Source organism: Agreia bicolorata, from assembly GCF_000938265.1.
GTDB classification, from domain to species: domain Bacteria; phylum Actinomycetota; class Actinomycetes; order Actinomycetales; family Microbacteriaceae; genus Agreia; species Agreia bicolorata.
This window is the reverse complement of record NZ_JYFC01000007.1, coordinates 11,695-26,163: the sequence shown is the minus strand read 5'-3', so window position 1 is coordinate 26,163 and position 14,469 is coordinate 11,695. Positions and strand designations below refer to the sequence as shown.

Annotated in this window: 12 protein-coding genes; 2 read left to right on the top strand and 10 right to left on the bottom strand. The window is 65.8% G+C overall.

What is annotated here, in order from left to right; translation table 11 throughout:
* Positions 1–3 precede the first annotated feature (3 nt).
* The 6 genes from ligA to TZ00_RS14640 all read right to left on the bottom strand — a co-directional run bounded on the left by ligA (position 4) and on the right by TZ00_RS14640 (position 6,569).
* A complete protein-coding gene (gene ligA / locus TZ00_RS14665; RefSeq protein ID WP_084606174.1) occupies positions 4–2,364 on the bottom strand; it encodes an NAD-dependent DNA ligase LigA in 2,361 nt (786 codons plus the stop codon).
* Positions 2,364–3,533: a tRNA 2-thiouridine(34) synthase MnmA gene (gene mnmA, locus TZ00_RS14660; RefSeq protein WP_044442835.1), complete on the bottom strand. Its 1,170-nt coding sequence runs from the start codon at positions 3,531–3,533 to the stop codon at positions 2,364–2,366. The genes ligA and mnmA overlap by 1 nt, the downstream gene beginning before the upstream one ends.
* Before the next feature lie 94 nt (positions 3,534–3,627).
* A complete protein-coding gene (locus TZ00_RS14655) occupies positions 3,628–4,047 on the bottom strand; it encodes a hypothetical protein (RefSeq protein WP_052521617.1) in 420 nt (139 codons plus the stop codon).
* Between the two features lie 21 nt (positions 4,048–4,068).
* Positions 4,069–4,449 carry a thioredoxin gene (gene trxA, locus TZ00_RS14650; RefSeq protein ID WP_044442833.1) on the bottom strand — a complete coding sequence of 127 codons (381 nt, stop codon included), beginning with the start codon at positions 4,447–4,449 and terminating at the stop codon, positions 4,069–4,071.
* A gap of 132 nt (positions 4,450–4,581) precedes the next feature.
* A complete protein-coding gene (locus TZ00_RS14645; RefSeq protein WP_044442832.1) occupies positions 4,582–6,081 on the bottom strand; it encodes a catalase in 1,500 nt (499 codons plus the stop codon).
* Positions 6,082–6,134: 53 nt separating this feature from the next.
* Positions 6,135–6,569 (bottom strand): Fur family transcriptional regulator, encoded by a 435-nt coding sequence (locus TZ00_RS14640; RefSeq protein ID WP_044442830.1) that lies wholly within the window; start codon positions 6,567–6,569, stop codon positions 6,135–6,137.
* A gap of 127 nt (positions 6,570–6,696) precedes the next feature.
* Here TZ00_RS14640 and TZ00_RS14635 point away from each other — a divergent pair, with 127 nt between their 5' ends.
* On the top strand, positions 6,697–7,674 hold the full coding sequence (locus tag TZ00_RS14635) for an endonuclease/exonuclease/phosphatase family protein (RefSeq protein ID WP_052521616.1): 978 nt from the start codon (positions 6,697–6,699) through the stop codon (positions 7,672–7,674).
* Positions 7,675–7,681: 7 nt separating this feature from the next.
* Here the strand turns inward: TZ00_RS14635 and TZ00_RS14630 are convergent, their stop codons facing one another.
* The gene (locus tag TZ00_RS14630) at positions 7,682–8,878 is read right to left on the bottom strand and encodes a cysteine desulfurase family protein (protein ID WP_084606172.1); all 1,197 of its coding nucleotides are present in this window, start codon (positions 8,876–8,878) and stop codon (positions 7,682–7,684) included.
* Between the two features lie 53 nt (positions 8,879–8,931).
* Between TZ00_RS14630 and glgX the strand changes: the two genes are divergently transcribed.
* A complete protein-coding gene (glgX, locus tag TZ00_RS14625) occupies positions 8,932–10,980 on the top strand; it encodes a glycogen debranching protein GlgX (RefSeq protein WP_044442828.1) in 2,049 nt (682 codons plus the stop codon).
* A gap of 16 nt (positions 10,981–10,996) precedes the next feature.
* Here the strand turns inward: glgX and TZ00_RS14620 are convergent, their stop codons facing one another.
* From TZ00_RS14620 to glgP, 3 genes are all read right to left on the bottom strand, one after another.
* Positions 10,997–11,425: a GNAT family N-acetyltransferase gene (locus TZ00_RS14620; protein WP_338010795.1), complete on the bottom strand. Its 429-nt coding sequence runs from the start codon at positions 11,423–11,425 to the stop codon at positions 10,997–10,999.
* A gap of 83 nt (positions 11,426–11,508) precedes the next feature.
* Positions 11,509–11,784 (bottom strand): type II toxin-antitoxin system TacA family antitoxin, encoded by a 276-nt coding sequence (locus tag TZ00_RS14615; RefSeq protein WP_044442825.1) that lies wholly within the window; start codon positions 11,782–11,784, stop codon positions 11,509–11,511.
* A gap of 61 nt (positions 11,785–11,845) precedes the next feature.
* Positions 11,846–14,413, bottom strand: coding sequence for an alpha-glucan family phosphorylase (glgP, locus tag TZ00_RS14610; protein ID WP_044442823.1), 2,568 nt, complete (start codon positions 14,411–14,413; stop codon positions 11,846–11,848).
* Between the last annotated feature and the right edge of the window lie 56 nt (positions 14,414–14,469).

Genomic DNA, 14,469 nt, shown 5'->3' with positions numbered 1-14,469 from the left:
GAGCTACTCGCCGTTCTCTGCCTCGGGTGCGCTCTCCGCCTCGGGGGCCGGGCCCAACGCATCCGGGCCCTCGGTGACGAGGATCGCAAACTGCTCGGCGTCGATGATGCGCAGACCGAGGGCCTCGGCCTTCGTGAGCTTGGAGCCAGCACCCGGGCCCGCGGCCACGAAGTCGGTCTTCTTGCTCACGCTCGACGCGGCCTTGCCGCCCGCGTTGATGATCGCCTCGAGGGCGCCCTCGCGGGTGAATCCCTCGAGCGAGCCGGTGGCGACCACGGTGACGCCCGAGAGCACGCCGCCCTCGACCACGGCTGCGCCGGGCCCCGGATGCCCCGGGGTCGCGAACCGCACGCCGGCCGCGGCCCAGGCCTCGACGATGTCGACGTGCCAGTCGACGGCGAACCAGTCGATGAGGGCGTCGGCGATGATGGGGCCGACGCCGTCGACCGCAGCGAGTTCGTCGCGGCTCGCCGCGCGGATGGCATCGAGCGAGCCGAAGTAGTCGGCAAGGGCGCGCGCCGCGACGGGACCTACATGGCGAATCGACAGCGACACGAGGATGCGCCACAGCGGCTTGGTCTTGGCCTTCTCGATCTCGGCGAGCAGCTTCACCGCGTTCGTCGAGGGAACGGAGAACTCGTCGCCCGCGAACTCGGCGGACTCGGGGTCAAATGCCCCATCGCGCTTCTGGCGCTTGCGCTGGAACGGCATGACTCGCTTCGGCTCGCCATCATCGGTGAGCTTGACCATGCCCGTCTCGTTGTCACGCACGACCACAGTGATCGGGAAGATGTCTTGCATGCGCAGGGCGAAGAGCCCCGCCTCGGTCTCGAGCGGGGGCTCTGCCGGTTCGAGCGGCTGAGTGAGCGCCGCGGCAGAGACTTCTCCCAGCACCTCGATGTCGAGCCCGCCTCGGGAGCCCACGTGCTCGACGCGACCACGAACCTGCGCCGGGCAGCTGCGGGCGTTCGGGCAGCGCAGATCGATGTCGCCCTCTTTGGCAGGAGCGAGCTTCGTGCCGCACTCGGGGCAGTTCTCGGGCATCACGAAAGCGCGCTCGTCACCGGTGCGCAGTTCGACGACAGGGCCGAGCACCTCGGGAATGACATCGCCCGCCTTGCGCAGAACGACGATATCGCCGATGAGCACGCCCTTGGCCTTGACCACGTCTTGGTTGTGCAGTGTGGCCTGGCGCACTTCGGAGCCGGCCACCTCGACCTTCTCCATAACGGCGAACGGCGTGGCTCGACCGGTGCGCCCGACGCTCACGACGATGTCGAGCAGTCGGGTGTTGACCTCTTCGGGAGGGTATTTGTAGGCCGTCGCCCAACGCGGCGCACGGCTCGTGGCCCCGAGCTCGGCGTGCAGGGCGAGGTCGTCGACCTTGATGACGATGCCGTCGATCTGGTGCTCGACGCTCGCGCGATGGATGCCGTTGTAGCGGATGAACTCGACGACGTCGTCGACCAGGTCGAAGACCCTGAAGTGTGTCGAGATGGGAAGGCCCCACTGCTCGAGCAGACCGTAGACCTCGCTCTGCGCGGCGACGGGAGGGTTCGGCCATGCGCCGATGCCGTGCACGAGCATGCGCAGGCGCGACAGACGATTCTCGACGAGCGCCAATTGCTTGGCGTTCTTGCCCTCGGTCTTCTGACGAAGGGAGCCGGCCGCCGCGTTGCGCGGGTTGGCGAAGACGCGCTCCCCCGCGGCCTCCTGCAAGGCGTTCAGCTCGTCGAACGACGCGACAGGAAAGAAGATCTCGCCGCGCACCTCGACCAGGGGCGGATGCCCAGTGCCCTTCAATCGCGCGGGGATCTGCTTGATCTGCAGCACGTTGTCGGTGACGTCTTCACCCACAACTCCGTCGCCCCGCGTGGCAGCCGTGACGAGCACGCCGTTCTCATAGCGCAGGTTGATGGCCAGACCGTCGATCTTGAGCTCGGAAAGGTACCGCACGGCACTGCGGCCTGCGTCGCGCTCGATCTTGGCAGCCCACTCGCGCAGTTCTTCTTCGCTGAAGACGTTGTCGAGGCTGAGCATGCGCTCAGCGTGCGTGACCGGGGTGAACATCGTTGTCTCGGCGCGACCGCCCACCGTCTGGGTGGGGCTGTCGGCGCTCTGGAGTTCGGGATGAGCCCGCTCGAGTGCGTCGAGCCGTCGCACGAGGGTGTCGTACTCGGAGTCGGAAACGGTCGATGCGTTCTTCTCGTAGTACTGATCGCGCAGCTCGAGGATGCGGGTGGTCAGCTCCTCGGCCTCGACCTTGGCCTGGGCAAGATCGGGTGTGACCTCACTCGGCAGAACCTCGAGCGAATCGGCCTCGGTGCCGTGGCTCGGCGTCGTTGCCGGCTTGCGCCCAGCCATCAGACTGCGGCCTCGATCGGAACAGCACTGACCGAAACAGCACTGACCGGAACAACACTGACCGTGCGATCGATGGTGCACTGGCCGAGCACGCGGGTGCCGATGTAGACGACGGCCGTCTGTCCTGGCGCCACGCCGTTGAGCGGGGTGTGCGGTGTGATGACGAGCTCGTGGTCGGATGCGGGCCGCTGGCCCTCGACGGGAACAGGAACGTCGAGCGGCCTGACGACCGCGGTCGCGGCCACAGGGTCGGCGTGGGCGCGGATCTGAACCTCGCACTCGAAGGCGACCTCGGGGTGCTCGGGTGCAAGACCAGCCCAGGTGAAACGCGCACCGGCGATTTCGGAGATATCGAGCGCCTCTTTCGGGCCGACGACAACCTGGTTGGTGATGGGACGAACCTCGAGCACAAAGCGCGGCTTGCCGTCGGCGGCGGGCATACCGAGATGGAGGCCCCGACGCTGGCCCACGGTGAACGAATGCGCGCCCTCATGGGTGCCGACAACGCTGCCGTCTCTCTCGAGCACCTCGCCCGTCTCGGCGCCGACCCGCTCGGCGAGCCAGCCCTTAGTATCTCCGTCGGGGATGAAGCAGATGTCGTGGCTGTCGGGCTTCTTCGCCACAGAGAAGCCGCGTTCGGCGGCCTCTGCGCGAACCTCGGCCTTGGACGGCGTGGCACCCAGGGGGAACATGCTGTGGGCGAGCTGCTCGCTGGTGAGAACCCCGAGCACGTAGCTCTGGTCTTTGGCCCAGGTCGCCGCCCGGTGCAGCTCGCGATTGCCCTCGGCGTCGGTGACAATGTTGGCGTAGTGACCCGTGGCCACGGCGTCGAAGCCGAGGTCGACGGCCTTCTCAAGCAGGGCGGCGAACTTGATGCGCTCGTTGCAACGCATGCACGGATTCGGCGTGCGCCCCGCCGTGTATTCGGCCACGAAGTCATCGACCACGTCAGCCTTAAATCTCTCGGAGAAATCCCACACGTAGTACGGGATGCCGATCTTGTTGGCGACGCGCTGCGCGTCCATCGAATCTTCGATAGTGCAGCAGCCGCGAGCACCGGTTCGCAGGGTGCCCGGCATGCGCGAGAGCGCTAGATGAACCCCGACCACGTCGTGCCCCGCCTCGACCGCGCGCGCGGCAGCCACCGCGGAGTCGACCCCGCCACTCATTGCCGCTAAAACCTTCACGCAACGAGCTTACGCGAGGCCTACGACACCGTGCCCTATCTGTATTCTCGCCCACGACTGTCTGGCTTCGGCAGCGTCAGGCCTTTCTGTTCTGGTTGGCCTGTTCTCGTTTGGAAGATGGCCCGAACCATATCCACAGAGGGCGAGCCGTGACGAGGATGAGCACCGCGAACAGGCTTTGGCTGATGACGCCGAAGAACGAGAGTCCGCCGACCGTTGCGAAGACGGTCCAGTTCACTGCGATGTCGGCGATCATCACGGTGCTGCCGAGAACGATGCCGGGGCGCCGTCGAAAGATGATCAGCGCAGCGGCCGCCGGATCCAGGATCGTTAGTGTCACCCAGAACAGTCGGACGCCGAGAGGGAAGCCGCCGTACGCGTTCACTCCGCCCAAGATCAGGTCCGCCGTGTGAGTGGTTGTTCCAACGAGGAAGCCGATTACCCACAGGACGTGGACCACTCTGAGCGCTCGTGCTGATGCGGTCAGAGTGATCATCCGCTCATGATACCGACGCGGCTATTCGGCGGGACTCTCTGCGGCGTCTGCCTCGGCCTGCGCCTTCATCGCGGCCTCGACGTCGAGCGCCTTGAGCTGCGCAACGAGGTCGGCGAGGGCGGGTGCAGGAAGTGATCCGGCCTGGCGGAACACGGGCACGCCGTTCTTGAACGCCATCAGCGTGGGGATCGACGTGATCTGGGCGGCGGCTGCGAGCTGCTGCTGGTCTTCGGTGTCGATCTTTCCGTAGACCACGTCGGTGTTGTCGTCGCTCGATTTTTCGAAGACGGGCGCGAACTGCTTACACGGCCCGCACCAATCGGCCCAGAAATCGAGAAGAACGATCTCGTTGTCGGTGATGGTCTTGTCGAGGGATTCGGCAGTGACGGTAACGGTAGGCAAAACGGGCCTCCTCGTGAAGCATGTCGGTTGATGGTCGTGCGGTTCGCGAAACGCTACCCGCACGACCCCTACAACGAAACGGGGTTGCGCTTCATTCCCTGGCCCGCCGAGGGGCAGGCCAGGGAACGTGCACTATTCCCCGATGCCCACGGCCTCCGGCTGCTCGTTCGAGCCAGGTGCGCTCGGCTCGACGGCTGCGGCCACGCGAGCGCCGAGCGTCGCGTCCACGCTCGTCCAGTACTGGTACACGCGCTGGCGGAGCGCGGCGTCGGTCACCTTCGAGACGTGACCCGCGATGTTCGCGACGAGCCGGTCGCGCGCCGCGTCATCCAGAACCTCGCGAACCAGCGTGCCGGCCTGGCCGAAGTCGTCGTCGTCGGCGTGAAGCGTCGCCGCGGCGCGCACGAGCTCGCCGTCGCTCTCCCAGCCCGCGTCGTTGCCGAAGCGTGCCGGATCGGCGTGCGGGCCTCCGTGCGAGTTCGGCGCGTAGACCGGGGTCTCCTCAGAGTTGAAGCCGTGGCGCATCGCGCCATCCTTCGAGTAGGAGTTGACGGGTGAGACAGCGGCGTTCACGGGCAGCTGCGCGTGGTTCGTGCCCACGCGGTAGCGGTGCGCGTCGGCGTAGCTGAAGATGCGGGCGAGCAGCATCTTGTCGGGGCTGGCCGCGATGCCGGGAACGAAGTTCGACGGCGCGAACGTGGCCTGCTCGATCTGCGCGAAGTAGTTCTCGGGGTTGCGGGTCAGCGTCATGGTTCCGACCTCGTGCAGCGGGTAGTCGGCGTGTGGCCAGACCTTGGTGAGGTCGAACGGGTTGAAGCGATAGGTCGCCGCATCGGCGTAGGGCATGATCTGCACGCTCAGAGTCCAGCTCGGGTAGTCGCCGCGCTTGATCGCCTCGGAGAGATCGCGGATGTGGAAATCGGCGTCTTCTCCGGCGATGCGGTCTGCGTCGGTCTGGCTGAGGATCTCGATGCCCTGGTGGGTCTTGAAGTGGTACTTGACCCAGAAGCGCTCGCCCTCGGCGTTGATCCACTGGTAGGTGTGCGAGCCGAAGCCGTCCATGTGTCGCCATGAAGCCGGCAGACCTCGGTCACCCATGAGCCACGTCACCTGGTGAGCCGTCTCGGGCGAGAGGGTCCAGAAGTCCCACTGCATGTCGTGGTCGCGCAGGTGTGTGCCCGGCAGACGCTTCTGCGAGTGGATGAAGTCGGGGAACTTGATGCCGTCGCGAATGAAGAAGACGGGGGTGTTGTTGCCGACGAGGTCGTAGTTGCCCTCATCGGTGTAGAACTTCAGGGCGAAGCCGCGCGGGTCGCGCCATGTGTCGGGGCTGCCCTGCTCCCCCGCGACGGTCGAGAAACGAGCAAGCATGTCGACGGATGCGCCGGGCTGGAAGAGGCTGGCGCGTGTGTAGGCGGAGACGTCGTGGGTGGTGACAAACGTTCCAAACGCGCCGCCGCCCTTGGCGTGCACGATGCGCTCCGGAACCTTCTCGCGGTTGAACTGCGCCAGCTTCTCGACCAGGTAGTGGTCGTGCAGCGTGATGGGACCGTCGGCTCCGACGGTCTGCGAGTGCTCGTCGCTCGCGACGGGGGCACCCGAGTTGGTAGTGGTGAAAGCATCAGTGGACATGGTTCTCCTTTGTAGAGGATCGGTCGACAGGACGAGGATACGGTCTGGCACTGCTAGGCAGTCTGGCAATTAGGACAGAGACCCCAGAAGTTCACTTCGGCGCTCTGCACCTGAAAACCAGACGCCGACGACGGGACGAGGCATGGGCTGTGCCCGACCGCGCAGTCGACATCTTCGACAGCCCCGCAGGCGGAGCAGACGATGTGGTGATGGTTGTCGTCGACGCGCCGCTCGTAGAGGGCGGGCGAATGAGCGGGTTCGATGCGCCGAAGGAGGCCGGCCTGAGAAAACGCCGCCAGAACTCCGTGCACGGCCTGCACGCTGGTTCCGGGCAACGAACTCCGTATTGACCGAAAGATGCGTCCCGCGTCGATGTGAGGTTCGCGTTCGATCGCCGCAAGCACCGCCACACGCGGTTCGGTCACCTTCAATCCGGCCGCACGGATGCTATCGGCCAGGGCCGCGGCATCCGTCACGTCTGTCGTCATGCACCAACCATAGCCTTATTTTGAATGACTCAAAACATGAGGAAAAGTGCGACTAACCGGGTGCCGCGCTCGACTTCGAATCGACCTGAGGCTTCCCCCCCAGTCTGCTGCGGCAGACTGGGTCACGATGTCTCTCCTGTCTGAGACGCCCCGTGCGTCCACCTCCGCGAAGCGTCGATCATCCGCCGGTCGACGCGCGCTCAACGCTGTCGTCGTGGCCGCGTCGCTCGTGCTCGCCGTCGTCATCGTGTTGCACAACCTCGTGCCCGACGTGGGCGGTCTCGGCCTTGTGATCGACTCGGCCGCGCCCTGGCTGGGTCTCGGCATCCCGGTTCTGCTCGTGCTGGCCGCCTTCGCCCGCCGCGGCCGCCCGTGGGTCGCCGCGTTGGTGCCGCTCGTGGCCTGGGTGCTGATGTTCGGCGCCTCGATCATTCCATTGAAGTGGACTGCGCCTCCCGCGAGCGCGACCACGCTCACCGTCGCGAGTCAGAACGTCGAGGCGAGTTCGGGCACGGGGGCCGCGTCGGCCGCCGACCTGGTCGCGACGGGCGCCCAGGTGGTCGCGATCCAGGAGATGGATGCCGCGTCGCGCACAGAGATCTCGTCGGTTCTCGACGCCACCTACGAATACTCCTATCAGGTGGGAACGGTCGGCCTGTGGAGCAGCTACCCCATTCTGAACGCGCAGCCCTGGGATCTCGGACTCGGATGGCAGCGCGCGCTCGCCGCCGACCTAGAGACGCCCGAGGGACTCGTCAGCATCTACGTCATCCATGCCGCGTCGGCTCGCATCGGCGACCACGCAGATCGCGACGAGATGCTGAAGAACCTCGCCAACGTTCTGCCGAACGACGAGAACGATCGCGTGATCGCGGTCGGCGACTTCAACGCGGCCTCCACAGACCGAGCGTTCAAGCCGATCCTGTCCCAGCTCTCCGAACCCAATCAGAGCGACGGCCTGTTCGGGTTCACCTGGCCGGCATCGCCGTTCCCTGTCACGCGACTCGATCATTTTCTGCAACGCGGGCTCGATGTGATCTCGAACACGGTCATTCCCGCCGGTGGCAGTGATCACCTCGCAATCGTGGCCACCGTCAACCTGTAGAGAACGATCAGCGTGCGTGACCCAGCGGAACGACACGGTCACTGAGGCCTGCCTTCGATGCCTGCGCGAAAGCCGTGGGCAACGCCTCCACGAGCGCGTCGACGTCAGCCTCGGTCGTTCCGTGTCCCAGCGTCATGCGCAGCGCCCCGCGCGCATCGGCCTCGCTCAGACCCATCGCGGTGAGCACGTGCGACGCCTCGGGAACGCCGGCCTGGCACGCGGATCCCGTGGAGACCGACAGCCCCGCCACATCGAGCAGGAAGAGAAGCGAGTCGCCCTCGCAGCCGGGGAAGGTGAAGTGGGCGTTGCCGGGGAGCCGGCCCGCGGCATCCGGATCACCTTGCAGCACGGCCTCGGGCACGGCCAGCCGCAGGTTCTCGACGAGCCGGTCTCGAAGAACGCGAAGCTCAGTGGCGTGTGCGACGACCTCGGCGGAGGCGCGGCGCGCGGCGACGCCGAACGATACGGCGCCGGCGACATCCTGCGTTCCGCTGCGTCCTCGCTGCTGGCTGCCGCCGTGGAAGAGAGGAACGACCTCGGCGGAGCGTGAGAGAAGGAGCGCGCCCACGCCGACCGGCCCGCCGATCTTGTGCGCCGAGATACTCATGGCGGCGGCGCCCGCGGCGTGGAAGTCGAGCGACAGATATCCGAACGCCGAGATGGCGTCGACGTGCGTCGGAATGTCGAACTCCGCGGCAACTGCCACAAGCTGCGCCACGGGTTGAATCGTGCCGACCTCGTTGTTGGCCCAGAGAACGGAGAGCAGGGCGACAGACTCAGGATCGCGCTCGATCGCCTCGCGCAGGGTGTGCGGATGCAGCCGGCCGAGCGAGTCGATCGGCAGCCACTCGATCTCGGCGCCGTCGTGCGCGGCGAGCCACTCGACGGCGTCGATCGTCGCGTGGTGCTCGCCTCCGGGAACCAGGATGCGACGTCGCGGCGTCTCCTCCTGGCGCTTCCAGAACAGGCCCTTGATTCCAAGGTTCACCGACTCCGTGCCGCCCGAGGTGAAGACGACCTCGACCGGGTCGGCCGACACGCTGGCGGCGACATTCTCGCGGGCTTCCTCGAGCATCCGCCTGGCTTGTTGCCCCTGACTGTGGATCGACGCGGGGTTGCCGACGACGCTGAGCGCCTCGATGTACGCGTCTCGCGCATCGGGGAGCATCGGTGTGGTGGCCGCATGGTCGAGGTAGACAGGCACGACGAACCCTTCCGTGATCTGTTCGAAACGTTTGAATCACTACTCTAAGACGCATGACTGCCGCTGATCCCCTCGCCAACATGGGCGTTCGCCTCACCGCCCACGGAGGCGAGATCCGCGTCTGGTCGGAGCATGCCGAGAAGGTCGAACTGTGCCTCTTCGACGACAAGGACGCGAACTGGATCTACAAAACCGTCGACCTCACCCGCGACCGGCACGGGGTGTGGTTCGGCCGCACCCGGGAACTCGTTCCCGGTCGCCGCTACAACCTGCGCGTCGCGGGCCCCCAGGGGCCGACCCACCGCTTCGACCCCACGAGACTCCTGCTCGATCCGTACGGCAAGGGCATCCAGCGGCTCAGCTCGGGGTCGCAGCGCTCCGTTGTTGTCGACGAGTCGTTCGACTGGGCCGGCGTCACGAAGCCGAATACACCGCTCGACCACTCGGTCATCTACGAGGCGCACCTCAAGGGTCTGTCCGAACTCAACCCGCGCATTCCCGAGGAGCTGCGCGGAACCTACGCCGGCCTCGCCCACGAGACAACCATCGGCTACCTGAAGAATCTCGGTGTCACGGCCGTGCAACTTCTTCCCGTGCAGTCCTTCGTCTCGGAACAGCGGCTCATCAAGCAAGGCCTGCGCAACTACTGGGGGTACAACACCCTCGGATTCTTCAGCCCGCACGCGCTGTACGCCTCGAAAGCGGCACAGGCACAGGGACCGAGTGCGAACCTGCGCGAGTTCAAGGGCATGGTCAAGCTTCTGCACGAGGCCGGCATCGAGGTGCTGATGGATGTCGTGTACAACCACACGGCAGAGGAGGGGCCCGAAGGTCCGACCACAAGCTTCCGAGGCATAGACAACGCCGGCTACTACCGGCAGACATCCGCCGGCACCTACATCGACGTCACCGGATGCGGCAACAGCATCAACACCGCCACCCCGGCCGTCTCGCGCATGATCCTCGACTCCCTGCGGTTCTGGGCAAACGAGGTTCAGGTCGACGGGTTCCGCTTCGATCTCGCCGCAACCCTGGGCCGCAACGCCGACCACTATTACGACCCGCAGCATCCGCTGCTCACCCAGATCGTCTCCGATCCTCTGTTGCAGAACGTGAAGATGATCGCCGAGCCGTGGGATGTCGGTATGGGCGGATGGCAGACCGGCAACTTTCCCGACGGCTGGTCGGAGTGGAACGACCGTTATCGCGACCGGATGCGCAAGTTCTGGTTGCGCGACATCCGCTCGATCCGCGAGCACGGCAACCCGGGCGACGGGGTGGGAATGCTCGCAACCCGCCTTGCGGGATCGTCGAACACGTTCGCGCAGCACCGCGGTCCGCTGGCGTCGATCAACTTCATCACCGCGCACGACGGTTTCACGATGGCGGATCTCACCGCGTACGACTCGAAGCACAACGTGGGCAATGGCGAGTCGAACCGCGACGGCACCGACAACAACATGTCGTTCAACCACGGCATAGAGGGGCCCACGTCGTCACGACCGATCGAGGCCTCGCGCCGCCAGGCGATGCGCAATCTCATGGGCACTCTCCTGTTATCGGCCGGAGTCCCCCTCATCACGGCCGGCGACGAGTTCGGTCGCAGCCAAAAGGGCAACAACAACGCGTACTGCCACGACAGCGAACTGACGTGGCTGAGCTGGGACAGGCGCCGTTGGCAGAAGGATCATTGGAAGACGACCCAGCACCTGTTGAAGCTGAGGCGCGAGAACCCGGCACTGCGCCCTGTCAGATTCGGGATCTTCGGCGAGACGACCCCGAGCGCCAGCCAGATGGACTGGTACGACGCGGACGGCAGGTCGATGTCGGTCTACGACTGGAACTCGGCGGAGAACCGTACCCTGCAGTACATGGCGGCGTCGACGCCCGAGCACGAGGAGTTCAACCGCATCCTGCTCGTGATCCACGGCGTCGAGGCGCCCGTCACCGTGACCCTGCCCGTGCATCTGGGTGTGGTCTCGTACACCGAACTCTGGAATTCGGGCGACGACGCCCCGAATCCCGAGGAGGGACCCACCTACGAACCCGGCACCGAGATAGAGATGTCACCCTCGTCACTTCGCCTCTTCAGAGCGAACTGACTGCCGTCAGTCTGTTCTACGAGGCGAGTTCGGAGATCGTCGCCTCGGCGTCGGCCATGGTGATGTACATCACGCGCGCACTTTCGGGCACGAGGGTAAATCCGAACTTGAGATAGAACTTTTCTGCGCTTTCACTGATCGCATGCACCACAAACGCTCTGGCACCGATCACGCGCGAAACCTCGTACCCTTTGCGCAGCGCCTCCTGTAGCAGGGAGAACCCCAGGCCAAGCCCCTGGAACCGCTCGTCGACAGCCAGCCGCCCTATGAGGATCACCGGAATCGGGTCTGGCATGTTGCGACGCAGATTCGACGTCGCCTCCTCCCGGGCGAGCGAACTGGCAGACAGGCAGTAATAGCCCGCGACCAGTCCAGTATCGGAGTCCACGCTCACAAAAGTGCGGGATGCGCCCGTCAGGTCATTCTTGAGCGCCCGCGACCGCACCCACTCATCCAGCGGATTTTCTCCACATGTGAATGATGAGCAGTCGTCCCCTGCGCTAATAGGCCGAGGCCGTAAGAGTGAAGTCACTCGCTGAAGACGGCTGGACGGCGGAGAAGGTCAGCGAGTCCGGCCACAGATTTGGCGGGCTCATCCAATATTGCGTTGAAAGAGTCCCAAGCCTGCTTGGACATCCGCAGTTGCCTCTCCTGACGGATGACTTCCCCGGCCTCCTCGACCAGAAGTGGCACGGAAAATTCCGTCACGGAACGGCCAGAAATTGCCGCAGCCTGCTCGATGTTTTGCTTCTGGTCAGCGGTGAGGCGCAGCTCAAGACGTTCGCTTTTGGTAGTAGTAGCCATTGGATCAATGTACGGCAATATTCCGTACATTTCTAGGGTGGAATTGGCGCCGGAAGCAGCGTCAGTGGGCCGTCGCGATGAGGCCCAGTTCGGCCGGTGAGGCCAGGTGGGCGTGCTTCGGCACCACACGCACGGTATAGCCGAACGCGCCGGCTCTCGACAGAGCCAGGGTTCCCTCGAAGAGAACCACGCCCGTCGCATCCGCCCCTGACGCGGTCGACGGCGACAGCGCGAACGTGGCAACGTCACGCAGCTCATCGCTCGTTCCCGCCTGGCCGTATACGACCTCGACGGCCACGTCGTCGGCGCTGATCCCGTCTAGCTGCACCTGCGCGCGCAGGTGCAGTGAGTCGCCGACCTGCGGGGTGTCGTCGAGCCCACCCGATTCCACATGCACGACCTGTACCTTTGGCCAGTGCGCGGTCATCCGCTCTTTGAACGCCGACAGCTCGCGCGCCGCCTCGTGGTCCCTCGCCGACATGGTCCTCTCGGCAGCCGCGGCCTTCGTGTAGAGGCGCTCGGTGTATTCGCGCACCATCCGCTCGGCCGACAGGCTGGGTGACAGGGTCGACAGCGTGTGCCGCACCGAGGCCATCCACCGCTCGGGGATGCCGTCGGCGTTGCGGTCGTAGAAACGGGTCGCGACCTGGTGCTCCATCAGGTCATAGAGGGCGCCGGCCTCAATGGCGTCGCGTTCCTCCGGCGTGCTCGCACCGTCGGCAGTGGGAATCGCCCAGCCGTTCTCGCCGTCGTAGTACTCGTTCCACCATCCGTCGAGAATCGACAGATTGAGTCCGCCGTTGAGCGCGGCCTTCATTCCGGATGTTCCGCACGCCTCGAGCGGGCGCAGCGGGTTGTTCAGCCACACGTCGGTGCCCGGGTAGAGCAGCTGCGCCATGCCGATGTCGTAGTTCGGCAGGAAGACGATGCGGTGACGCACCTCGGGGTCCGAAGCGAACTGCACGAGCCTCTGGATGAGCCGCTTGCCCTCTTCGTCGGCCGGATGCGACTTGCCCGCGATGACCAGCTGGATGGGGCGCTGCGGGTTGAGCAGGATCGACTTGAGCCGCGCGGGGTCGTGCAGCATCAGCGTGAGGCGCTTGTAGGTGGGCACCCGCCTCGCGAATCCAATGGTGAGCACGGCGGGATCGAGCAGGGTCTGGTACCAGGCCGGCGCGATCGAGCCCGGGTTCTGCTGCTCGAACGCCTCGGTCACGCGGCGACGCGCGTCGTGCACGAGCTGGCGACGCATGTCGCCGCGCACGGCCCAGAGGTCGCTGTCGCTGACGTCGGCGCTGTTCCAGTCGGCGTGGGTGGTGTCGGAGGTGCCGAGCTTCGAACTCGCCAGCTCCTGCAGCAGCGGATCGGTCCAGGTCGCGGCATGCACGCCGTTCGTCACGGAGGTGATCGGAACGTCGTCGACGTCGAAGCCCTTCCAGAGCCCCTGGAACATGCCGCGGCTCACCGCGCCGTGCAACTCGGAGACCCCGTTCGCCCGCTGCGCGAGGCGCAGGCCCATAACGGCCATGTTGAAGACGTCGGGCGATCCGCCGTCGTAGTCCTCGGCTCCCAGGTGCAGGATGTCGTCGACAGTGAGGCCGGGCAGAAGGTCTCCTCCGAAGTACCGCTCGATGAGCGTGCGCTCGAACCTGTCGATGCCCGCGGGAACGGGGGTATGCGTTGTAAAGACCGTGCCGGCGCGCACGACCTGCAATGCGGCGTCGAAGGTGAGTCCGTCTCCGATGAGGCGCGAGATGCGCTCGAGCCCCTGGAAGCCGGCATGCCCCTCGTTGGCGTGGAAGACCTCGGGCTCCGGCACATCCCGAAGCTCGGCTGCCAGCTTGAGCGCCCGCACTCCCCCGATGCCGAGCAGCAGCTCCTGCAGCAGGCGGTGCTCGCCGCCGCCGCCGTAGAGGCGATCGGTGATGCCGCGCAGGTCTTCGGCGTTCTCGGGAATGTCGGTGTCGAGCAGCAGCAGGCGCACGCGACCTACCTGGGCCTGCCAGATGCGGGCAAAGAGGGCGCGACCGTCGGGAAGGGCGAGAGCGATGTGGGCCGCCGACCCGTCGGCGAGCCTGAGCACGGTGAGGGGCAGGCCGTCGGGGTCGAGCACGGGGTAGCTCTCCTGCTGCCAGCCGTCACGCGAGATGGCCTGGCTGAAGTATCCGGCGCGATAGAAGAGTCCGACGCCCGTCAGGGGCACGCCCAGGTCGCTCGCGGCCTTCAGGTGGTCTCCGGCAAGGATTCCGAGTCCGCCGGAGTATTGCGGGAGAGCGGCCGCGATGCCGAACTCGGCCGAGAAATAGGCGATGCTGTTCGGCTTCTCGCCCTCGAGCTGCTGGTACCAGCGGGGCTCGGCGAGATAACGGTTCAAGTCGTCGCGCAGGCTGTTCGCCCAGGCGACAAAACCTTCGTCGTGCGAGAGCTCCTCGAGTCGCTCGGGGCTGACGGCTCCGAGGAGCGCGATCGGGTCGCATCCGGTCTGCTGCCAGTCGTCGGGCGAGATACGGGAGAACAACTGGCGGGTGGGCTCATGCCACGACCAACGAAGATTGGATGCCAGTTCACCGACCGCTCCCAGACGTTCCGGCAGCACGGATCGAACGGTGAATCTCCTGATCGCCTTCACGAAAAATTCTCCACATCGGCGCGCCACCGCCACTCATCTCGCGCACCGCGGCGGAC